Raw genomic sequence first — 21682 nt, 5'->3', positions numbered from 1 at the left:
CTGCGATGATGACCAGCAGGACGACGGTGACCTTGATCCCCACACCGCCCGCGGCCCCGTCACCCGCGCCCCCAGTGCCTGGACCCGCTCCCGCAGCCCGCGGTCCGCGGTCACCACCAGGCAGTCCCGTCCGCCGCCCTCGTCGGCCACCAGCTGCACGATCCGGTCGTCGCCGCTGCCGGCCGCCGGCACCACCCGTACGCCCGCCACGGACTCGACGCCGCGGGCCGCGCCCTCCACGACGAGGACCAGCTCCAGGGGCGGGGCGAGAAGTCCCGGCAGTCCGTCCGCGGCAGGGGCGACCAGCGCGTCGCGCAGCCGCTCGGCGGCACCGTGCCGGTCCCGCCACCAGCCGTCGGGCACCGAGCCCACGACATTCGCGGCATCGACAATGAGCAAGGCATCCATGCCGTCACCCTCCCACGGCGCCGCCGCCCGTGCGCCGCACACACGAATGCGCGGGCCGGCTCCGCCGAGCCGGCCCGCGCATCCCGCTGTCAGTCGTGCACCGTTACGCGGGCACGCTCGCGACGCCCGGGGCCAGGAACTTCTTGCCCCGCACCCGCTCGGAGACACCGGCACGGTCCAGGTACGGCGTGATGCCGCCCAGGTGGAAGGGCCAGCCGGCGCCGGTGATCAGGCACAGGTCGATGTCCTGCGCCTCGGCGACCACGCCCTCGTCCAGCATCAGGCCGATCTCCTGCGCCACCGCGTCCAGGACGCGGTCGCGGACCTGCTCCTCCGTCAGCACCGAGTCGCCCTGCTTGAGGAGGGCCGCGACCTCGGGGTCCAGCTCCGGCTTGCCGGAGTCGTAGACGTAGAAGCCGCGCTTGCCGGCCTCGACGACGGCCTTGAGGTTGGGGGAGACCGTGAAGCGGTCCGGGAAGGCGCCGTTGAGGGTCTCCGACACGTGCAGACCGATCGCCGGGCCGACCAGCTCCAGCAGCACCAGCGGCGACATCGGCAGACCGAGCGGCTCGATGGCCTTCTCGGCGACCTCGACCGGGGTGCCCTCGTCGATGACGTTCTGGATCTCGCCCATGAAGCGGGTCAGGATGCGGTTGACGACGAACGCCGGGGCGTCCTTCACCAGCACCGCGGTCTTCTTCAGCGTCTTGGCGACGCCGAACGCCGTGGCCAGCGAGGCGTCGTCGGTCTTCTCGCCGCGCACGATCTCCAGCAGCGGCAGGATCGCGACCGGGTTGAAGAAGTGGAAGCCGACGACCCGCTCGGGGTGCTTCAGCTTCGACGCCATCTCGGTGACCGACAGCGAGGAGGTGTTGGTGGCGAGGATCGCGTGCGCCGGGGCGACGGCCTCCACCTCCGCGAACACCTGCTGCTTGACGCCGATCTCCTCGAAGACGGCCTCGATGATGAAGTCGGCGTCGGAGAAGCCCTCGGCCTTGTCGAGGACACCGGAGACCAGGGCCTTGAGGCGGTTGGCCTTGTCCTGGTTGATCCGGCCCTTGCCGAGCAGCTTGTCGATCTCGGCGTGGACGTAGCCCACACCCTTGTCGACGCGCTCCTGGTCGATGTCGGTCAGCACGACCGGCACCTCCAGGCGGCGCAGGAAGAGCAGGGCGAGCTGCGAGGCCATCAGACCGGCGCCGACGACGCCGACCTTGCTGACCGGGCGCGCGAGCTTCTTGTCCGGAGCGCCGGCGGGGCGCTTGGCGCGCTTCTGCACGAGGTTGAACGAGTAGATGCCGGCGCGGAGTTCACCGCCCATGATCAGGTCGGCGAGCGCCTGGTCCTCGGCGTCGAAACCGGCCCGGAGGTCACCGTTCTTGGCGGCGGCGATGATGTCGAGGGCACGGTAGGCGGCCGGGGCGGCGCCGTGCACCTTGCCGTCGGCGAGGAAGCGGCCCTTGGCGACGGCCTGGTCCCAGGCCTCGCCGCGGTCGATCTCGGGGCGCGCGACCGCCACGTCGCCCTTGAGGACCTGCGCGGTCCAGATCAGCGACTGCTCCAGGAAGTCCGCGCCCTCGAAGATCGCGTCCGCGATGCCGAGGTCGAAGACCTGCTGGCCCTTGAGCTGCTTGTTCTGGTTGAGCGAGTTCTCGATGATGACCGAGACGGCCTTGTCCGCACCGATCAGGTTGGGCAGCAGCGCGCAGCCGCCCCAGCCCGGGACGAGACCGAGGAAGACCTCGGGCAGCGAGAAGGCGGGCAGGGCCTTGGAGACCGTGCGGTACGAGCAGTGCAGACCGACCTCGACGCCGCCGCCCATCGCGGCACCGTTGTAGTACGCGAAGGTCGGCACGGCGAGCGCGGACAGCCGCTTGAAGACCTCGTGGCCGCCCTTGCCGATGGCCAGCGCGTCCTCGTGCCGCTTCAGCAGCTCGACGCCCTTGAGGTCGGCGCCGACGGCGAAGATGAACGGCTTGCCGGTGATGCCGACGCCGACGATGTCGCCGTCCGCGGCCTCCTTCTCGACCTGGTCGAGCGCGGCGTTGAGGTTCGCCAGCGAGCCCGGGCCGAAGGTGGTCGGCTTGGTGTGGTCGAAGCCGTTGTCCAGCGTGATCAGCGCGAACTTGCCCGCGCCGTACGGCAGGTCGAGGTGGCGGACGTGCGCCGAGGTGACGACCTCGTCCGGGAACAGCTCGGCCGCACCCTTCAGGAGTTCGGCGGTGGTGGGGGTGCTCACTTGTCGCCTCCGGCGTCCTTGTGGTTCGGGTTCTCCCAGATGACCGTCGCGCCCATGCCGAAGCCGACGCACATGGTGGTCAGGCCGTAGCGGACCTCGGGCTGCTCCTCGAACTGCCGGGCCAGCTGGGTCATCAGCCGGACGCCGGAGGAGGCCAGCGGGTGGCCGTAGGCGATGGCGCCGCCGTACTGGTTGACGCGCTCGTCGTCGTCGGCGATGCCGTAGTGGTCGAGGAAGGCGAGCACCTGGACGGCGAACGCCTCGTTGATCTCGAACAGGCCGATGTCACCGATGCCCAGGCCCGCCTGGGCGAGGGCCTTCTCGGTGGCCGGGATCGGGCCGTAGCCCATGACCTCGGGCTCGACGCCCGCGAAGGCGTAGGAGACCAGGCGCATCTTGACCGGAAGGTCGTGCTCCCGCGCGAAGTCCTCGGAGGCGAGGATCGAGGCGGTGGCGCCGTCGTTGAGACCGGCGGCGTTACCGGCCGTGACGCGGCCGTGCGTACGGAACGGCGTCTTGAGACCGGCGAGGTTCTCCAGGGTGGTCCCCGGGCGCATCGGCTCGTCGGCGGTCACCAGACCCCAACCGGTCTCACCGACCTCGGAGTTGGTGTTCCGCACCGAGATCGGGACGAGATCCTGCTGGATCTTCCCGTTCGCGTACGCCTTCGCCGCCTTCTCCTGCGAGCGCACCGCGTAGGCGTCCGAGCGCTCCTTGGTGATCTGCGGGTAGCGGTCGTGGAGGTTCTCCGCGGTCATGCCCATGAACAGCGCGGACTGGTCGACGAGCTTCTCGCTCACGAACCGCGGGTTCGGGTCGACGGCCTCGCCCATGGGGTGGCGCCCCATGTGCTCGACACCACCGGCGATGACGGCGTCGTAGGCACCGAAGGCGATGGAGCCGGCGGTGGCGGTGACGGCGGTCAGCGCACCGGCACACATGCGGTCGATGGAGTAGCCGGGCACCGACTGCGGCAGACCGGCGAGGATGCCGGCGGTCCGGCCGAGGGTCAGGCCCTGGTCACCGATCTGGGTGGTGGCGGCGATGGCGACCTCGTCGATCTTCGCGGGGTCCAGGGCCGGGTTGCGGCGCAGCAGCTCCCGGATGGCCTTCACGACGAGATCGTCGGCGCGGGTCTCGTGGTAGATGCCCTTCGGGCCCGCCTTGCCGAACGGGGTGCGGACGCCGTCGACGAAGACGACGTCCCTAGCGGTACGAGGCACGTTGGCTCTCCTCCAGGTGCGGGGTGGCACTGCTGCGGGAGCGTCCCGGGGGACGCTTCACACCGACATGCTACTTACGGGTAACCAAGCTGCACACCCCCACCGGCCGGAGCGGCGAAGGTCACACCGGATGGCGGCGCCGGCCACCGGGCGGGCCCAGTTGCGCGGCGGCAGGCGCTGAGCGAATTGGACCGAATGTCGCCGGGTCTTGGCGCAATTCATCCCATAGCGCACTTAGAGTGACCGTATGGAGACGAAGAGGAGTCATGTCGTGGTCCGGCGCGGGCGTCTGGCGGTGCCGCGCGCGATCGGCCTGGTCTGCGCCGTAGCCGCCGCGGGCGCGCTGGTGTCGGGCTGTGGGAGTACCGGCAAGAACGACACCGGAAGCCCCAAGCGTCCGGTGCCCGCCTCGGCCCCCGCCACGCCGAGCGGCTCGCTCAGCACGGACCAGGCGCAGCGCAAGGCCCTGATCACCAGCGCCACGGTGGATTACATGGAGGCGCTGAAGGCCGCGGTCGCGGCGGTCCCGGCCTCGGAGCCGATCGCCGCGGAGCTCAAGGGGACGCCCGACAGCCCGTACTGGAACACCGCGGTCGCCACCTCCGACGGGACGGTGAGCGACGTCCGCGTGGACGCGCGCACCGGCAAGGCCGACCAGCCGCGGACCGAGTCGGACGACCCCGGCGACAAACAGCAGCTGGCCGCCCGGCTGTCCAAGGCCACCGTCACCGCCCAACAGGCCGCGACGACGGCCACCGACAGGACGAAGGGCACCGTCACCTCCCTTGAGCTCGGCGACGCCGAGCACGGCAACACCGACAACCCGGCCTGGTCCGTGGGCGTGGTGACCACCGACGACTGGAACGAGACGGCCTACGAGATCGACGCCACCAACCGCAAGGTCCTGTGGTTGCACGTCGAGCAGGGCTGACCTGTCCACCGCGCACCCCGGGCCGGCGTCCCCGTCCGGCCCGGGTCCTGCGCGTCAGTCCGCGTCCGCCTGCAGCGCCTCGGTGAGGATCGGCGTGACCTGCTCGATCTGCCAGGGCCGGGCGCCGTGGCCGGCCAGCACCTCGGCGACCGACTCCGCCGTCGGCAGCTCCGGCGGCTCCCAGCACAGCCGGCGGACCGTGTCCGGGGTGATGAGGTTCTCCTGCGGGAGATTCAGTCGCTCGGCGAGCGCGGTGACCGACGCGCGGGCGGCCGACAGCCGGGCCGCGGCGGCCGGGTCCTTGTCGGCCCATGCGCGGGGCGGCGGCGGCCCGCTGAGCGGCTGGCCGGGCTGCGGCAGCTCGCTCTCGGCCAGGGCACGGGCCCGGTCGACGGCGGCCTGCCACTGCTCCAGCTGCCGCCGGCCCATGCGGTGGCCGAAGCCGGGCAGCGCGGCCAGTGCGTGGCTGTTCGGCGGCAGACTCAGCGCCGCCTCCACGATCGCGGCGTCCCCGAGCACCTTGCCGGGCGACACGTCCCGCCGCTGGGCGACCTGGTCACGGGCCGTCCACAGCTCCCGTACGACCGCCATCTGGCGCCGTCGGCGGACCTTGTGCATCCCGGACGTGCGGCGCCAGGGGTCCTTGCGGGGCGGCGGCGGGGGAGCGGCGGCGATCGCCGCGAACTCCTGCCGGGCCCACTCCAGCTTCCCCTGCCGCTCCAACTCCTCCTCCAGCGCGTCGCGCAGGTCCACCAGCAGCTCGACGTCGAGCGCGGCATAGCGCAGCCACGGCTCGGGCAGCGGGCGGGTGGACCAGTCGACGGCGGAGTGGCCCTTCTCCAGGGCGAAGCCGAGGACGTTCTCGACCATGGCGCCCAGGCCGACCCGGGCGAAGCCGGCCAGCCGCCCGGCCAGCTCGGTGTCGAACAGCCGGGTGGGGACCATCCCTATGTCACGCAGGCAGGGAAGGTCCTGGGTGGCGGCGTGCAGCACCCACTCGGCGTCGCCGATCGCCTCCCCCAGCGCCGACAGATCGGCACAGCCGACCGGGTCGATCAGTGCGCTGCCGGCCCCCTCGCGGCGCAGCTGTACGAGGTAGGCACGCTGGCCGTAGCGATAGCCCGAGGCCCGCTCGGCGTCGACGGCCACCGGGCCCGTACCGCCCGCGAACGCGGCCACGACCTCGGCGAGTGCCTCGCCGGTGGCGACCACCGGGGGGATGCCCTCGCGGGGCTCCAGGAGAGGGACCGGCGCCGGTCGGGGATCCGGAGGCGAGTCTCCGGGTGCTCGCAGTGTCGTCTCTGCTGCGGTCTTTTGGGCGTCGGTCACCAGTCAAGGGTATCTGTGTATGCACGTCGCCCGTCGAGGGAACGTTCCCTCGACGGGCGGGCCGGTCGGGTGAGCGGTCAGTGGATGATGCCGGTGCGCAGTGCGACCGCCACCATTCCGGCCCGGTCCCCGGTGCCGAGCTTGCGGGCGATGCGGGCGAGGTGACTCTTGACGGTCAGCGCCGACAGCCCCATCGAGACGCCGATGGCCTTGTTGGACTGGCCCTCCGCCACCAGCCGCAAGACCTCGACCTCACGGCCCGACAGCTCGCGGTAGCCGCCGGGGTGACCGGGGGCACCCGGCGGACGGCGCTGCATGCGGGCCGCGTTGGCGCCGATGGGCGAGGTGCCGGGGCGGCCGGGGATGCCCAGATTGGTGCGGGTGCCGGTGACGACGTAGCCCTTGACGCCGCCGGCCAGGGCGTTGCGAACGGCGCCGATGTCGTCGGCCGCGGACAGCGCGAGGCCGTTGGGCCAGCCCGCCGCCCGGGTCTCGGACAGGAGGGTGAGGCCGGAGCCGTCGGGAAGGTGGACGTCGGCAACGCAGATGTCGCGCGGGTTGCCGACGCGGGGACGGGCCTCCGCGATGGACGACGCCTCGATCACATCACGTACTCCGAGGGCCCACAGGTGGCGGGTGACGGTGGAGCGGACGCGAGGGTCGGCCACGACGACCATGGCCGTCGGCTTGTTCGGGCGGTAGGCGACCAGGCTCGAAGGTTGCTCGAGGAGAACAGACACCGGGCCTCCTGGGGGAGTGGCGAGGACGGAGCCGGCTTGGGGGAGCCGGAATGATCCGTGTTTGAAGGGTCACTGACCTCTTCGGCAGCAATCCGGCGGGACTTTAGACTTTGATCACGATTTAGTTAGGGGCAATTCGGGCAAATCGGATGCGTGATCGATCACAGTTGCGCACCCGGTGTGCACATAGATGATCAAAGCCGTACGCGATGCCGCACCGGCGCCGACGCAGCACGACGGCCGGACGGGCACGAGGCCCGTCCGGCCGCGGACGAAGCCCCGGAGCGGCCGGGCGCGAAGCGGTCGGCGCCGGCCGGGCCGGGCGGGAAAAGTGCAGTTCAGCGGGGCTGTGCGCCACGGCGCTGGGGGAGCGGGACGACGCCGCCGCGCGGTGGCAGGTCGGGATTGGCCGGCGGCAGGCCCGCCACCTGGCACAGCAGATCGCACCACGCCGCCAGATGGGCCGCCAGATCCGGCACCCCGCCGGGGCCCTCGGCCGGCGTCCACGACGCCCGGATCTCGATCTGGGTCGCGGGCTCACGCGCCGCGAGCCCGCCGAAGTAGTACGAGCCGGCCCGCGTCACCGTTCCGCTCGGCGCGCCGTAGTGCACCCCGCGCGCCTCCAGCGCGCCCGTGAGCCACGACCACGACACCTCCGGCAGCAGCGGATCGCTGCCCATCTCCGGCTCCAGCTCGGCCCGCGCCAGGGTCACCACCCGGAAGGTGCCCTGCCAGGTGTCGTCCCCGGCCGGGTTGTGCAGCACCACCAGCCGACCGTCCGCCAGATCCCGGTCCTCGCCGTCCGGACCCGCGCCGCGCTCGACGACCGCCGCCTCCAGGGCGTACGCGAACGGGGCGAGCCGTTTCGGTGCGGGCGTCGGATCGATCTCGATCTCCGGCCGCAGTCGGGCCGCGCGGAGCGCTTCGACCGCCTGACGGAAGGGGATCGGGGCCTCGTCCGCGCTGTCCGCGAGGTGTTCATGAGCCGCAGCCATGCCCGGAAGGTTAGGCGGAATCGGGCCCGCATACGGGGAGGACACCCGGTGCGCGCGTCGCCCGTTCGGAGGTGCCACCGGGCGCATGCGGAGATATCGGCCACCTGCCGAAATCGGCCGCCGGCCCGGCATGCGAAGATTTGGGGCGTGAGCGCCAACAACCAGGCCACGGGCCAGCAGCAGACCGCTACGTACGACTCGGCATTCCTCAAGGCGTGCCGACGGGAGCCGGTGCCGCACACCCCGGTGTGGTTCATGCGCCAGGCCGGGCGCTCACTCCCCGAGTACCGCAAGGTCCGCGAGGGCATCGCGATGCTCGACTCCTGCACGCGGCCCGAGTTGGTCACCGAGATCACGCTGCAGCCCGTGCGCCGCCACCACGTCGACGCCGCCATCTACTACAGCGACATCGTCGTCCCCCTCAAGGCCATCGGCGTCGATCTCGACATCAAGCCCGGCGTCGGCCCGGTCGTCGCGAACCCGATCCGCACCCGCGCCGACCTCGCGCAGCTGCGCGACCTGGAGCCCGGCGACGTCCCGTACGTCACCGAGGCCATCGGCATGCTCGTCCGCGAGCTCGGCGGCACGCCCCTCATCGGCTTCGCCGGCGCGCCCTTCACGCTCGCCAGCTACCTCGTCGAGGGCGGCCCGTCGCGCAACCACGAGCACACCAAGGCCCTCATGTACGGCGACCCGGAGCTGTGGGCCGACCTCCTGGACCGCCTCGCCGAGATCACCTCGGCCTTCCTCACGGTCCAGATCGAGGCCGGGGCGAGCGCGGTCCAGCTCTTCGACTCCTGGGTGGGCGCGCTCTCGCCGGCCGACTACCGCCGCTGTGTGATGCCGGCCTCCGCCAAGGTGTTCCGGGCGGTCGAGGGCCGGGGCGTGCCGCGGATCCACTTCGGCGTCGGCACCGGCGAACTCCTCGGCCTGATGGGCGAGGCGGGCGCGGATGTCGTCGGCGTCGACTGGCGGGTTCCGCTGGACGAGGCGGCCCGCCGCGTCGGCCCCGGCAAGGCGCTCCAGGGCAATATCGACCCGGCTGTGCTCTTCGCGCCCAGGGAGGCCGTCGAGACCAAGGCCCGTGAGGTCCTGGACGCGGCCGCCGGTCTGGAGGGGCACATCTTCAACCTCGGCCACGGCGTGCTGCCCAACACCGACCCGGAGGCGCTGACCCGCCTCGTCGAGTACGTCCACACGCAGACGGCGCGCTGAGCGGAGCCGTCCCGCCGGTCCGGCCGGGCGTCCTGCGGAACCCCACCAGTTCGGCCGGGCGTCCTGCGGGACACCACCGGACCGGCGCCCGGTCCGCCGCCCTCCCGTGCGGCGGGGCGTGCCGGGCAGGCGCGAACCGTCAGTCCCCCGCCTCCCGTACGGCCCGGGTCGCCTTGCGGGCCGCCACCAGCACCGGATCCCAGACCGGGGAGAACGGCGGGGCGTAGCCGAGGTCGAGGGCGGTCATCTGCTCCACGGTCATCTTGGCCGTGAGCGCGACCGCCGCGATGTCCACCCGCTTGCCGGCGCCTTCGCGGCCGACGATCTGCACGCCCAGCAGCCGCCCCGTGCGGTGCTCGGCAAGCATCTTGACGTGCATCGGGCGGGTGCCGGGGTAGTAGCCGGCGCGGCTGGTGGCCTCGACGGTCGTGGTGACGAAACGCAGCCCGGCGGCCTCCGCATGGCGTTCCAGCAGTCCCGTACGGGCGATCTCCAGGTCGCAGACCTTGCTGACGGCGGTGCCGACGACGCCGGGGAAGGTCGCATAGCCGCCGCCCACGTTGGTGCCGATGATCTGCCCGTGCTTGTTGGCGTGGGTGCCCAGCGCGATGTGGCGGGTGTGGCCGGAGACCAGGTCCCACACCTCCACACAGTCCCCGCCCGCCCAGATGTGATCGTGGCCGCGGACCCGCATCGCCAGATCGGTGAGCAGCCCGCCGGACTCGCCCAGCGGCAGCCCGGCCGCGGCGGCGAGCGTGGTCTCGGGGCGCACGCCCATGCCCAGCACGACCACATCCGCCGGGTACTCGGCGTCCTCGGTGGTCACCGCGCACGCCCGGCCTTCCGCATCGGTCAGCACCCCGGTGACGGCACTGCCGCGCACCGTCTCGATGCCCATCGCGCACATCGCCTCGTGGACGAGGGCGCCCATGTCCGGGTCGAGGGTGGACATCGGCTGTGCGCTCTGCTCCAGCACCGTGACCCGGTAGCCGCGGCGGATCAGGGCCTCGGCCATCTCCACCCCGATGTAGCCCGCGCCGATCACCACCGCGCGGCGGCCCGCCGACGCCTCCAGGGTGTCCAGCAGCGCCTGGCCGTCGTCGAGGGTCTGCACACCGTGCACCCCCGGAGCGTCGATCCCCGGCAGCCGGGGGCGGCGCGGCCGCGCTCCGGTCGCCAGCACCAGTTTGTCGAAGCCCGTCCAGGTCTCCCGGCCGCCGTTGTCCAGCTCCCGGGTACGCACCCGGCCGCGGTCCAGGTCGAGTTCCGTCACCTCGGTGCGCATCCGCAGATCGATCTCCCGGGCGCGGTGCTCCGCCGCCGTACGGGCGATCAGCGCATCCGGGCCGTCGACCTCGCCGCCCACCCAGTACGGGATCCCGCAGGCCGAGTACGACGTGAAATGGCTGCGCTCGAATGCGGTGATGGCCAGCTCGCCGGGCTTCCTGAGCCGGCGGGCCTGTGAGGCCGCGGCCATTCCTGCCGCGTCGCCGCCGACGATCACCAGCCGTTCCGCCGTCATGCCGGCCCCCTTGTCGTCCTCGTGGCCCTAGGGTCTGTCCGCGTGCCGTGTCGTGCCGCATGCCGTGCGGCTCTTTCGCCCGCCCTCGCTACGTTACGGCTCGTCAGCGATCCGCGCGTGGCCCTGTGGACAACCCTGAGCCGACTGCCGGGCCGGCCGGTGTGACGGGCGGTGGATCAAGCGGTGGACCACGGCGAACGACGAGGTGAGCCGTGCCGTCGGGCCGGTCCGGCTGCCGGGCCCGGAATCCGGAGCGATCCGACGGCCTGCGGCAGCGCGCGGCAGGCCGTCCGCCGCTGCTGCCGCGAGGCGCCTGAGCGCCGCCGCTCAGCGCTCCAGGACCAGCGCCAGCCCCTGCCCCACCCCGATGCAGAGCGCGGCCAGGCCGGTGCCCGAGCCCTGGGCGGCGAGCTGGTGGGCCACCGAGCCGGCCAGGCGGGCGCCGGAGGCCCCCAGGGGGTGGCCGATGGCGATGGCGCCGCCTTGGGGGTTCACCACCGACGGGTCGAGTTCCGGCCACTGGGTGATGCAGCCCAGGGCCTGGGCCGCGAAGGCCTCGTTGAGCTCGAAGGACGCGATGTCGCCGAAGCCGCGGCCGGAGCGCTCCAGCGCGCGGCGTACCGCCTCCACCGGGCCCAGGCCGAACAGCTGCGGCTCGACGCCGGTCACCGCGCTCGCACGGATACGGGCCAGCGGTTCGCGTCCCGTGGCCCGCAGGCCCTCCTCGTCCACCAGCAGCAGGGCCGCGGCACCGTCGTTGAGCGGCGAGGAGTTGCCGGCGGTGACCGTGCCGCCGGCCGCACGGAACACCGGCTTCAGCTTCGAGAGGGACTCCAGGGAGGAGCCCTCGCGGATGGTCTCGTCGCGCAGCAGGTCCACCTCCGGCAGCGGCACGACCTCCGCGTCGTAGGCGCCCTCCTGCCAGGCGCGCACCGCCTTCTGGTGGCTGGCCAGCGCGAAGACGTCCTGCTGTTCGCGGGTGATGCCGTACCGGTCGGCGATGAGCTCGGCGCCCTCGCCGAGCGCGACCGTCCACTCCGGCCGCATCCGCGAGTTGACCATCCGCCAGCCCAGCGTCGAGGAGAACATCTCCTGATGTCCCGCGGGGAAGGCGCGTTCCGGCTTGCGCAGCACATACGGCGCGCGGCTCATCGACTCCACACCGCCCGCCACCGCGATCCGTGCGTCGCCGTGCGCGATGGCCCGGGCCGCCTGGATGACCGCCTCCAGGCCGGACCCGCACAGGCGGTTCACGGTCACGCCGGGAACGGTCACCGGCAGCCCGGCCAGCAGCACCGCCATCCGCGCCACGTTGCGGTTGTCCTCGCCGGCGCCGTTGGCATCGCCGAAGCAGACGTCGTCGATCCGCGCCGGATCGAGGTCCGGGGTGCGGTCCACCAGGGCCTTGAGCACATGGGCGGCGAGGTCGTCCGGCCGGACCCCGGCCAGTGCGCCGCCGTACTTGCCGACGGGGGTCCGTACGGCATCGACGATGTACACATCCCGCAGGCGTGGGTCGGTCATCAGGCGCTGTCCTCGCTGTCCCGGGCTCGACGGTCGGCGGCCGCCACGAAGATCGCCGCCCATGACCATGAGTCTTTGCCCGCCGCTGCCCGCTGTCAACGGGGGCTCTCGGTCACCGTGCCCGCCGGACCGGGCACCGCCAACGGCGCCGGAGCTCCGGCGCCTTGTCGCCCGGGCCGCGGTCCGGGCGACGTCCCGGGGGCCGGCTCTGCGAGAGTGGGGGCATGAGCGCAGCGCACACCAGTACGGGCCGCGGGCCCGGTCATGCCGTCGTCATCGGTGGAGGCATCTCCGGGCTGGCGGCCGCGCACCGTCTGCTCGAAGGCGGCGCCCGGGTCACCGTCCTGGAGGCGTCCGGCCGGCTCGGCGGCAAACTGCACGCGGGCGAGATCGCCGGCGTCCCGGTCGACCTCGGTGCCGAGTCGATGCTGGCCCGGCGCCCGGAGGCGGTGGAGCTCGCCCGCGCCGTCGGGATCGGCGGCCGGCTGCAGCCGCCGGCCACCGCCACCGCGGCGCTGTGGACCCGCGACGCGCTGCGCCCGATGCCCAAGGGCCACGTCATGGGCGTGCCCGGGGACCTCGCCCCGCTCGCTGCCTCCGGTGTGATCTCCCCGGAGGGCATGGCGCGGATCGCCGAGGACGAGACCCTGGCCCGGACCGAGACCGGCGAGGACGTCGCGGTCGGCGAGTACGTCGCCGCCCGGCTCGGCCGGGAGGTCGTCGACCGGCTCGTCGAGCCCCTGCTCGGCGGCGTCTACGCGGGTGACGCCTACCGCATCTCGATGCGCGCCGCCGTCCCGCAGCTCTTCGAGATCGCCCGCACCCGGCGCTCCCTGACCGAGGGCGTACGGGCCCTCCAGGCACGCGCCGCCGCCACCGCACCGCAGAACGGGCAGGCCCAGAACGCCCCGGTCTTCATGGGCATCGACGGCGGGATCGGGACCCTGCCGGCCGCCGTCGCCGACGCCGTGCGCCGGGCCGGCGGCGAGATCCGCTGCGGCGCCGCCGTGGACGAGCTGCACTGGGCCGGGGACGACGGCTGGCGGATCCGGCTCGGCGACCGGACGCTCACCGCCGACGCGGTCGTCATGGCCGCACCCGCGGGCGCCGCGGCACACCTCCTGCGCCCGGGCTCGCCCGCCGCGGCCGCCGAGCTGGCCACCGTCGACTACGCCTCGATGGCGCTGGTCACCATGGCCTTCCGCCGCGCCGACCTGGACCGGGTGCCCGCCGGCAGCGGCTTCCTCGTGCCGCCCGTCGACGGCCGCCGGATCAAGGCCTCGACCTTCTCCAGCCACAAATGGGGCTGGGTCGGCGACGCCGACCCCGACCTGTTCGTGCTGCGCACCTCCCTCGGCCGCTACCAGGACGCCGCCGACCTCCAGCGCGACGACTCCGAGCTGGTCGCGCTCTCGCTCGCCGACCTCGGCGCGGCGGTCGGCCTGTCCGCCCAACCGGTCGCCGCCACCGTCACCCGCTGGGAGGGCGGACTGCCGCAGTACGCCGTCGGCCATCTGGAGCGGGTCGCCCGGATCCGCGCCGCGGTCGCCCGGATGCCGGGTGCGCTGCGGGTGTGCGGCGCGGTCTACGACGGCGTCGGCATCCCGGCCTGCATCGGCTCGGCACGGCGCGCCGCCGACGAGATCCTCGGGACCCTGACGGCGGACCGGGTCCCGGGCGAGTGAGAATGGACGACATGACAGACGCTTCCACCCCCGCTTCGGCGCCGCACACCCCCGCGGCGCCCGAGAAGTCCCCGAACGCCGGCAAGAAGGCCAAGGACCTCAACGAGGTCATCCGCTACACCCTCTGGTCGGTCTTCAAGCTGCGCGAGGTCCTCCCGGACGACCGCAGCGGCTACGCCGAGGAGGTCGAGGAGCTGTTCGCGCAGCTCGCGGCCAAGGACGTGGTGGTCCGCGGCACGTACGACGTGTCCGGCCTGCGCGCCGACGCCGACCTCATGATCTGGTGGCACTCGGAGAGCTCGGACGCCCTGCAGGAGGCGTACAACCTCTTCCGCCGCACCCGTCTGGGCCGCGCGCTGGAGCCGGTGTGGTCGAACATGGCGCTGCACCGCCCCGCCGAGTTCAACAAGTCGCACATCCCGGCCTTCCTGGCCGACGAGGTGGCCCGCAACTACGTCAGCGTCTACCCCTTCGTGCGCTCCTACGAGTGGTACCTCCTGCCCGACGAGGACCGCCGCCGGATGCTGGCCGACCACGGCAAGATGGCCCGCGGCTTCCCGGACGTGCGCGCCAACACCGTGCCGTCGTTCTCGCTCGGCGACTACGAGTGGGTGCTGGCCTTCGAGGCCGACGAGCTCTACCGCATCGTCGACCTGATGCGCCATCTGCGCGGCTCCGAGGCGCGGATGCACGTCCGCGAGGAGGTCCCGTTCTACACCGGTCGCCGTAAGCCGGTCGCCGAGCTGGTCGCCGGCCTGGCCTGATCCGGGGCCGGGCACAGCGCCGCGGGCCGCCCCCTCGGGGGACGGCCCGCAGCGCTGTTCGTGCTGTTCCCCGGCTACTTGCCCGGCAGCGCGTGCTGCTGCGACCGGGTCGCCTGCTGGCCGGGCACCGGCTCGGCCCGCGGTGCGCAGTACACCCGGCGCGCCGGGACCTTCCCGTGCAGCAGATACGCCTCGGCGTACGCGGTCACACAGGCGTTGTCGTTGAAGGCGATGCCGTGGGTGCCCGCCCCGTTCTCGGTGACCAGCGAGGAGCCGGGCAGCCGCTGCTGCAGCTCCACCGCGCCGCGGTACGGCGTCGCCGCGTCCCGCTCGGCGGCCAGCAGCAGCACCGGCGGCAGCGCCCCGGGCGCGGTGTGGACGTCGAGCGGACGGCGCTGACCGTGGAGCGCCCCGTCGAGCGCGGCGTCGGCCGTACGGTCGGCGGCGTTCACCAGATCCCCGCCGGCCTCGGGGCGGTCCGCCCGGTGTGCCGCGGCGTCCAGCTCGGCATCGGCCGACTCCGCCCGGTCGGGCCAGAAGGCGCACGGCAGATTCATCCAGGCGTTGTCCCAGGTCTCGAACGGTGCGGTCCGGGCGATCTCGGTGTTGTCGCGGTTCCAGGTCTGCCAGCTGCGCGGCCAGCGGGCGTCGTTGCACTCGACGGCGGTGTAGACGGCGGCGCTGTTCTCCTCGGCGGCGGCGCCCGCGGGCCGGGGCAGGGCCTGGGCGATCAGCGGCTTGGGGTCGCCGTGCAGATACCCCGAGAGCGCCTCGGCGCGCAGCGGCCAGAAGGCGTCGTTGTAGCCGGTCTTGAGGAAGGCCGACTGCAGCTGTCCCACGCCGATCTTCCCGCTGAGGGGCGTGCGGCGGAGCTTCGTGACGGCGGTGTTGTAGGCCCGCTGCACCGCCTGCCGGGTGGTGCCCAGGTGGTACTGGCCGTTGTGCCTGGCGACCCAGCGCAGCCAGTCGCCCCAGCGGCGCTCGAAGGCGACGTCCTGGTCGAGGTTGTTGCGGTACCAGACCTGCCGGGGGTCGGGGTTGACCACGCTGTCGAAGATCATCCGCCGGACGTGACCGGGGAAGAGCGTCGCGTAGACCGCACCGAAGTACGTCCCGTACGAGGCGCCCATGAAGGTCAGCCGCCGCTCGCCGAGCGCGGCCCGCAGCATGTCCAGGTCACGGGCGTTGTTGACGGAGTTGTAGAAGGGCAGCGCGGACCCGGCCCGGCGGACGCAGCCACGCGCGTACGCCCTCGCCTCCGCCACCTTCTTGCGCTTGAAGGCCGCGTCGGGGTGCATCCGGCTGTCGGTGGGCGCCTTGGCGAACGCCCCGGGGTCCTGGCACGACAGCGGCGCCGAGCGGCCGACGCCGCGCGGCGCGTAGCCCACGAAGTCATAGGCGCGCGCCAGCTTGCTCCACCTGGGCAGCCCGCCGTACAGCGGGAACTCCATGCTGGACGCGCCGGGGCCGCCGGGGTTGAAGACCAGGGCGCCCTGCCGCTCACCGCGCGCGGTGGCCCGGGCCCGGCTGACGGTGAGGTGGATCTTCCTGCCGTCGGGGTGCGCGTAGTCCAGGGGAACGGTGAGCGTGCCGCACTCCACGGACGACGGCAGATGCTCCACCGGTGCGCAGCGGCCGAATTCGAGGCGGTGCGCGACCGGTGCGGGTGGCGCGCCGGGGGCTCCCGTGACGCCGCCTGCCGGGGCAGTGGCGAGGGCGGTCACCATCAGCGACCCGATGGTGCCGTACAACGCAAGTGCTCTCACTGGCCGTCCCTTCGTGTGTGCATACAAAAGGGATAGTTGGGGCGCGCATTGTCGATGTAAAGCACCAGGGACCGGTGTCGGAGGCTATGCCCCGGATGAGTGGAGCGCGGCGCGCAAGGTGGGGTCGGTGAGGGCGGCGGGGCCGCGGAGGGCGAGAGTGATGAGCGAGCCGGCCGGGGCGGCAGGGGAGTCGGGGGCGCTGCGGGAGCCGGCGGCGTCGGGTAGCTGCCGCTCGCCCGCCGTGGTGGCCCAGTCGCTGTACGGGTGGAGCTCGAAGCGGGCCGCGGCCCAGGTGCCGAGGGTGAGGATCAGCGGCACCGCGAACCAGGCCAGGACCGGCCCGCTGTCCGCTCCGGGCGCCGCCCTCCAGTAGGTCGCGACGGCGGACAGCAGCACCAGGAGGGCGGCGCCCCGGACCAGGCGGACGGCGCCGCTGATGCCCGGACGGACCGCGGCCGGCAGCGCCAGCCCCGCCGTCTCCAGCCGGTCCGCCACCTGCCGCACCGCGTCGTCGCTCACCAGGGCCTCCCGTACGGCCGGTATGCGGCGCTGCCCGTCGGGGCCTATCGCGGTGAGGGCGGCGCGCTCGACGGCGTCCGTGCCGACCGGGTCGACGACGGTGGCCCAGCCGGTGTCGGCGAGCAGCAGCCGCCGCTTCTGCGCCATCAGCACCAGCACCACGTCGGCGAGCCGGTGCGGTCCGCCGGAAAGGTAGGCCATCTCGTACAGGGTCAGACCGGAGCCGCGGCGCTCCGCGGCGGCCGGAGCCGGGACGGCCTGGGCGCCGGCCCGCGGGCCCGGCGGGGTGATGTGCGCGGCGGCGACCGCGGCACGGCACAGCAGCGCACAGGACAGCACCGCCGCCGACCAGGCGACAAGGAGGAAGAGGAGCGACATAGCCCGTTTTCTACGGTACGGCACTGCCTACCGCCACAAAGTTTCTCACCATGCGGGCAGCCCGCCCCGCGGTGGCGCAGGCTCCGCCGACGCGTCCCGCACCGCACCGCCTCACCCTCCTCCTGGGCGGGGTGCCGCGGTCACCTCGGGGGCAGGGCCTGCCGCACCGCGCGCACCAGCCGGGCCAGGGGCCGCGCGGACGGCGGCCGCGGCCCCGCGCGATCCGTCCACCAGCGCCGCAACTGCCGCCGTGCGTCCGGGTCTTCGGGGCGCCCCCGGTCCAGCAGATACGCCGCGAACTCCAGGGCGTCTTGGCGGTAGCCGCCGCTCATGGGGCGGTGGCGCGCATAGCCGAGGAACGCGGCCCGGTAGCCCGTGCCGAGGATGCCGAGCAGCTCCGGCGCGACCTTGGCGACGACATCGGCCCGCTTGGCGGTCAGCGCCCGGCTCTGCACCCGGAGCCGGGCGTGGTCGAATCCCTCGGGGGCCGGCGTCCCGGCGACCAGTGCCGACAGCAGCGCGGCCTGCGCGAGCGCGAGTCGCTGCCGTGCCGCGTCGGTCGTGGTGTCCGTGCCGGCGGGGGCGGGTGCGGGTGCGGTGGCCTCGCCGACGGGAGCGGTGGCCGGAGCGGGGGCGGGTGCGGTGGCGGCGCCTTCCGCCGCCCGCCGGCCGCGGGCCCGGGCCGCCTGTCCGGCCTCCGGCTCATGCGGCCCGGGCATGACGGGCTCCCTTCAGCACGCCGCGGATCGCGTCGAGCTCGCCGGCCAGCTCCCCGCCCCCGGGGAAGTCGTCGTCCCGCTCCAGCAGCACGCCGGGCGGGGTGGTCCGGGCGCACAGCTCGGCCAGTACGTCCAGCACCGGCTCGGTCACCGGGTGGGCGTGACTGTCGTGCCACACCCCGTCCCGCTCCACACCGCCCGCGACATGGACGTACGCGAGGGCCTCCAGCGGCAGTCCGTCCAGGGCGACCGCCGGGTCCTCGCCGCGGTTGATGTGGTTCGTATGGAGGTTGGCGACATCGATGAGCAGCCGCACCCCGGTCCGCTCGACCAGTTCGGTGAGGAACTGCCCCTCGGTCAGCTCCTCGCCCGGCCAGTTGATGAGCGCGGCGATGTTCTCCAGCGCCAGCGGCACCGGCAGGGCGTCCTGGGCGATCCGCACGTTCTCGCACAGCACGTCCAGCGCGTCACGGGTGCGGGGTACGGGCAGCAGATGCCCCGCCTCCATCCGCGGCGAAGCGGTCAGCGGCCCGCCGGCCCGGACGAAGGCGAGGTGCTCGGTGACCATCGGGGCGTCCAGTGCCGTGGCGCGCTCGGCGAGCGCGGTCAGCCGGCCGGCGTCCGGACGGTCGGCGCCGCCCAGACCGAGCGAGACCCCGTGCGGGATGACGGTGGTGCCCCGTGCGCGCAGCTCCCGCAGGGCGTCCGGGAGATGACCGGGGCAGATGTTCTCCGCCACCACCTCGACCCAGTCCACCCCGGGCAGCTCCGCTATCTCGGCAGCGATCTCCGGCCGCCAGCCGATCCCCGTCCCCAGGCACTGCATGGCTCCCCCTCTTCCGTGGTGTGGGTACTCCTGACCCGGCACGGCGGTCCGAATCCTGCACCGATCGGGTTCAGAGGTTGATTTGAGGTTCACCTGCGGCCCTGGCCGACGTCACCGCGCACGCCCAGGAAGCGCCCCGCCGCCTCAGCCGGTGGGCGGCAACGCGCCGCGCAGCGCCGGGTGGTCGGCGACCACCGTGCAGGAGCCGGGCGCGATCTCCGTGAAGCCGGCATCCTGCACGACGGGCAGACCGCTACGGGTGAGCGTCTCCCACTCCGCGGCCGCCGCGGACCGTACGGACAGCGGGAACCCGGCCGCGCGCCAGGCCGCCCGCTCCACACCGGACAGCTCCCACCACGCCAGGTGCGCGGCGTGTCCGGCCTGCGCCATCTCCTTGCCCGCCGACATCTCCAGCCCGGGGTTGAGCCACAGCACCGGCCGGTCGGGCGCGGGCGCCCCGGGCGGCTCCGGATCGTCCAGCTCCGTGCCCGAGACCTGCAACCGCGCCAGCTCCTTCGGCCAGCCGTCCAGCGGCACCGGGGGGAAGACCCGCACCTCGGCGCGGGCGCCGGTGACCGTGATGCCGGGCAGCGCCCCGGCCCGCCGCCACTCCGCGCCGCGCGCCCGCCGCACCACCTTCCGGATCCGGGCGTCCTGCCAGTCCCGCACCGCCGCGGCCCATTCGCCGTCCCCGGCCGACCGCTCGTCCGACAGCAGCACCAGCACCGCCCGCGCCGCCGTCTCCAGCGCGTCGGTACGCGCCGGCGGGTCGGCCTTCTCGATCCGTGCGACGAGCGGCAGCACGAACTGCGGTGCCGCGTCCCGGTCGTTCGCGGCCTGGGTGAACGCGCTGGCGGAGCTGTTGCCGGGCTGCTGCCCGGCGGTCTCGGTGCTGGTCACTCGACCAGTCTGCCAGCCGGCACCGACAGGGCCTCCGGCCGTTGCTCCCGCCGGCACTGGTAGGGCCACCGGTCATTGCTCCCGTCGGCACCCCCGCTCGCCGCGGACCGGCCCCCCGCCGACCGGAGCGGGTGACTCCGCCGGTACGTCACAGGAACGCCGCTCGCCCCACGCGGCGTTGCCGTGCGCGGGGCGGGGCGGGGTGCGTCCTCGCGCGGGCGTCGGCCGGCCGGTCCGGCTACCGTCGGCGCGGTGAGGGCGCGGCGGGAGTCGCCGGGAGACGGGGGCCGGAACGCATGAGGCTGGACGGGGTGGGGCGGCGCTACGGGGTGCGGGGCCCCTGGGTGCTGCGGGAGGTGCAACTCGACGTGCCCGTATCGGCACTGCTGCGCATCGAGGGGGCCAACGGCAGCGGGAAGTCCACGCTGCTGCGGCTGCTGGCCGGGATCGACCGGCCCAGCGCCGGACGGATCACCGGCCGCCGGCGCAGCGCGTATGTGCCCGAACGGTTCCCGGTCGCCCTGCCCTTCACCGCCGTCGGCTACCTCACCCACCTCGGCCGCATCCACGGCCTGCGCGGTCCCGAAGCGGCCCGACGCGCCACCGAGTGGCTCGAACGCTTCGGGGCGGCCGGGCACGCGCGGACCCCGATGGCCGAGCTGTCCAAGGGGACGAGCCAGAAGGTGGCCGTCGCCCAGGCGCTGCTCGCCGAGCCCGGGCTCCTGGTGCTCGACGAGGCCTGGACGGGGCTGGACCGCAGCGCGCGCGAGGTGCTCGACCGGGCGGTCGCCGAGCGGGTCGCGGACGGCGGCACCGTCGTCTTCGTCGACCATGACCCGCGACGGCTGGCCGGCGCGGCCGACGCCCGCTACCGGGTCGAGGACGGGCGGGTGTTGGCCCAGGACGCGCACGCCCCGACGGCGGGCCCGGTGACTGTCACCGGCCCCCGGGTGACCATCGAGGCCGAGGGCGCACCGGGCAGCATGCTGCCCGCCGGGCCGGACCGGGCACCCGCCGGAGCGCCACAGCTGCCCGGCGGAACGGAGATCTCGCCGGGACCGGACGGTACGACCCTGCTGACGGTCCCGGCCGTCCACTCCGACGCCGTGCTGCGCGCCCTGCTCACCGCACGCCCGCCCTGGCACATCCGCGCGGTCACCGCCGCCCGGGAGTCGGACGACGGCACCGCCTCCGGAACCGCCGCCTCCGGAACCTCCGCGTCCGACACCGCCGCCCCCGGCTCCGAAGACCACCCCACCCCCGCACCCGACGAGGCGCCCCTCCCGTGACCGCTCTTCTCCGCTACCAGGCGGCCCTGCTCATGGGCTCGCACCGCTGGCTGCCCCCGGTCATCCTCTACGCCGCCTGGCTGGCCATCGGTGTGCAGGGCGGCAGCCCGATCCTCGGCTCGTTCGGCTACGCCGCCGGCGGCCTGCTGCCGGTCGCCGTATGGCTGACCCGGATCTGCGTCACCAACGAGCCGCCGGCCGCCCGCAATTGCGCTGCCGCGGCCGCCGGCCCCGGCCGGGCCCACCTCGCCGCCGTGCTGACCGCGGCCGGTGCCGCGCTGGTGCTCGCGGTGGCCGGCGTGGGGCTGGTCGCGCTGCTGGCCGACCCGCGCTCCAATGACCAGCGGGTGGCCATCCCGGTCCTGCCCGCGGCCGTTGCCGGGCTGCTCACCGCGCTGACGTGCCTGCTGATGGGCATCGCGATCGGCGCGCTGAGCAACTGGCCGGTGCTGCGCAGCCCCGCCTGGGGCATCCCGGCGAGCCTGACCGCCGTCCTGCTGCTGCTCGTACTGGGCGCCTCGCCCGCCAACACGGCCCTGTCCGGCATGGTCACGGGCTCCGCCCACGGCACGGTCCTCGCCCCCTGGCTGCCGCTCGCCGCCACGGCCCTGATCGCGGCCGCCGCCACCGCCGCCGCCTGCGCCCTCACCTCCCGCCGCAGCTGAAGGGGGTGGGGGCGGAGGGCAGTTGGGGCGCTGCCGCGTCGGGGC

The 21682-nt window shown here is 73.9% G+C and carries 17 protein-coding genes and 1 pseudogene; 6 read left to right on the top strand and 12 right to left on the bottom strand.

Translation table 11 applies throughout. The annotated features are described in order from the left end of the window. The 3 genes from EST54_RS27890 to EST54_RS27880 all read right to left on the bottom strand — a co-directional run. Positions 1–408, bottom strand: a 408-nt coding sequence (locus EST54_RS27890) for a PIN domain-containing protein (RefSeq protein WP_129250487.1), incomplete at its 3' end; no start/stop codon positions are given. A gap of 103 nt (positions 409–511) precedes the next feature. Next, positions 512–2647, bottom strand: a complete 2136-nt coding sequence (locus tag EST54_RS27885) for a 3-hydroxyacyl-CoA dehydrogenase NAD-binding domain-containing protein (RefSeq protein ID WP_129250486.1) — start codon at positions 2645–2647, stop codon at positions 512–514. After that, positions 2644–3870 (bottom strand): thiolase family protein, encoded by a 1227-nt coding sequence (locus EST54_RS27880; protein WP_129250485.1) that lies wholly within the window; start codon positions 3868–3870, stop codon positions 2644–2646. The genes EST54_RS27885 and EST54_RS27880 overlap by 4 nt, the downstream gene beginning before the upstream one ends. Before the next feature lie 247 nt (positions 3871–4117). Here EST54_RS27880 and EST54_RS27875 point away from each other — a divergent pair, with 247 nt between their 5' ends. After that, positions 4118–4801 (top strand): PepSY domain-containing protein, encoded by a 684-nt coding sequence (locus EST54_RS27875; RefSeq protein ID WP_239012677.1) that lies wholly within the window; start codon positions 4118–4120, stop codon positions 4799–4801. 54 nt (positions 4802–4855) lie between these two features. Here the strand turns inward: EST54_RS27875 and EST54_RS27870 are convergent, their stop codons facing one another. The 3 genes from EST54_RS27870 to EST54_RS27860 all read right to left on the bottom strand — a co-directional run bounded on the left by EST54_RS27870 (position 4856) and on the right by EST54_RS27860 (position 7865). After that, a complete protein-coding gene (locus tag EST54_RS27870) occupies positions 4856–6130 on the bottom strand; it encodes an HRDC domain-containing protein (protein ID WP_129250484.1) in 1275 nt (424 codons plus the stop codon). A gap of 77 nt (positions 6131–6207) precedes the next feature. Further along, positions 6208–6870, bottom strand: coding sequence for a response regulator transcription factor (locus tag EST54_RS27865; RefSeq protein ID WP_006602452.1), 663 nt, complete (start codon positions 6868–6870; stop codon positions 6208–6210). Positions 6871–7208: 338 nt separating this feature from the next. After that, a complete protein-coding gene (locus EST54_RS27860; protein ID WP_129250483.1) occupies positions 7209–7865 on the bottom strand; it encodes a DUF3000 domain-containing protein in 657 nt (218 codons plus the stop codon). Between the two features lie 147 nt (positions 7866–8012). Between EST54_RS27860 and hemE the strand changes: the two genes are divergently transcribed. Further along, on the top strand, positions 8013–9080 hold the full coding sequence (gene hemE / locus EST54_RS27855; protein WP_129250482.1) for a uroporphyrinogen decarboxylase: 1068 nt from the start codon (positions 8013–8015) through the stop codon (positions 9078–9080). Between the two features lie 139 nt (positions 9081–9219). On the opposite strand, the gene EST54_RS27850 is transcribed toward hemE, so the two are convergent. After that, positions 9220–10602 (bottom strand): FAD-dependent oxidoreductase, encoded by a 1383-nt coding sequence (locus EST54_RS27850; protein ID WP_129250481.1) that lies wholly within the window; start codon positions 10600–10602, stop codon positions 9220–9222. 327 nt (positions 10603–10929) lie between these two features. After that, positions 10930–12126 (bottom strand): thiolase family protein, encoded by a 1197-nt coding sequence (locus tag EST54_RS27845; protein WP_129250480.1) that lies wholly within the window; start codon positions 12124–12126, stop codon positions 10930–10932. Between the two features lie 224 nt (positions 12127–12350). Between EST54_RS27845 and hemG the strand changes: the two genes are divergently transcribed. Both hemG and hemQ read left to right on the top strand, forming a co-directional pair. Beyond that, on the top strand, positions 12351–13811 hold the full coding sequence (gene hemG / locus EST54_RS27840; RefSeq protein WP_129250479.1) for a protoporphyrinogen oxidase: 1461 nt from the start codon (positions 12351–12353) through the stop codon (positions 13809–13811). Between the two features lie 2 nt (positions 13812–13813). Further along, complete coding sequence (gene hemQ / locus EST54_RS27835; protein ID WP_372448167.1) at positions 13814–14575, top strand: hydrogen peroxide-dependent heme synthase; 762 nt, start codon at positions 13814–13816, stop codon at positions 14573–14575. Positions 14576–14649: 74 nt separating this feature from the next. Here hemQ and EST54_RS27830 read toward each other — a convergent pair whose 3' ends face one another. The 4 genes and pseudogenes from EST54_RS27830 to EST54_RS27815 all read right to left on the bottom strand — a co-directional run bounded on the left by EST54_RS27830 (position 14650) and on the right by EST54_RS27815 (position 19683). After that, entirely contained in the window at positions 14650–16341 is a 1692-nt protein-coding gene (locus EST54_RS27830) for an alpha/beta hydrolase (protein ID WP_275543279.1), read from the bottom strand. Positions 16342–16425: 84 nt separating this feature from the next. Beyond that, a complete protein-coding gene (locus tag EST54_RS27825; RefSeq protein WP_129250477.1) occupies positions 16426–17238 on the bottom strand; it encodes a TIGR04222 domain-containing membrane protein in 813 nt (270 codons plus the stop codon). A 140-nt stretch (positions 17239–17378) separates the two neighbouring features. After that, positions 17379–18783: pseudogene (locus EST54_RS27820) on the bottom strand (DUF692 domain-containing protein). A 144-nt stretch (positions 18784–18927) separates the two neighbouring features. Next, the gene (locus tag EST54_RS27815) at positions 18928–19683 is read right to left on the bottom strand and encodes an aminoacyl-tRNA hydrolase (RefSeq protein ID WP_129250476.1); all 756 of its coding nucleotides are present in this window, start codon (positions 19681–19683) and stop codon (positions 18928–18930) included. A 296-nt stretch (positions 19684–19979) separates the two neighbouring features. Between EST54_RS27815 and EST54_RS35690 the strand changes: the two genes are divergently transcribed. Together EST54_RS35690 and EST54_RS35685 are read left to right on the top strand one after the other, a co-directional pair. Continuing rightward, entirely contained in the window at positions 19980–20972 is a 993-nt protein-coding gene (locus tag EST54_RS35690) for an ABC transporter ATP-binding protein (RefSeq protein ID WP_239012676.1), read from the top strand. Next, on the top strand, positions 20969–21637 hold the full coding sequence (locus tag EST54_RS35685; protein WP_244942632.1) for an ABC transporter: 669 nt from the start codon (positions 20969–20971) through the stop codon (positions 21635–21637). The genes EST54_RS35690 and EST54_RS35685 overlap by 4 nt, the downstream gene beginning before the upstream one ends. The last annotated feature ends 45 nt before the right edge of the window (positions 21638–21682 follow it).

Origin of the sequence: Streptomyces sioyaensis (assembly GCF_004122735.1) — a bacterium.
In the GTDB taxonomy this organism is placed as follows: domain Bacteria; phylum Actinomycetota; class Actinomycetes; order Streptomycetales; family Streptomycetaceae; genus Streptomyces; species Streptomyces sioyaensis.
This window is presented reverse-complemented; position numbering and strand designations above follow the sequence as displayed.

Excerpts from the sequence above, each read along its gene's own strand:
- EST54_RS27875 (WP_239012677.1), top strand. The coding sequence starts at position 4,118 with ATGGAGACGAAGAGGAGTCATGTCGTGGTCCGGCGCGGGCGTCTGGCG.
- EST54_RS27860 (WP_129250483.1), bottom strand. The coding sequence starts at position 7,865 with ATGGCTGCGGCTCATGAACACCTCGCGGACAGCGCGGACGAGGCCCCG.
- EST54_RS27850 (WP_129250481.1), bottom strand. The coding sequence starts at position 10,602 with ATGACGGCGGAACGGCTGGTGATCGTCGGCGGCGACGCGGCAGGAATG.
- EST54_RS27845 (WP_129250480.1), bottom strand. The coding sequence starts at position 12,126 with ATGACCGACCCACGCCTGCGGGATGTGTACATCGTCGATGCCGTACGG.
- hemG (WP_129250479.1), top strand. The coding sequence starts at position 12,351 with ATGAGCGCAGCGCACACCAGTACGGGCCGCGGGCCCGGTCATGCCGTC.
- hemQ (WP_372448167.1), top strand. The coding sequence starts at position 13,814 with ATGGACGACATGACAGACGCTTCCACCCCCGCTTCGGCGCCGCACACC.
- EST54_RS27825 (WP_129250477.1), bottom strand. The coding sequence starts at position 17,238 with ATGTCGCTCCTCTTCCTCCTTGTCGCCTGGTCGGCGGCGGTGCTGTCC.
- EST54_RS35690 (WP_239012676.1), top strand. The coding sequence starts at position 19,980 with ATGAGGCTGGACGGGGTGGGGCGGCGCTACGGGGTGCGGGGCCCCTGG.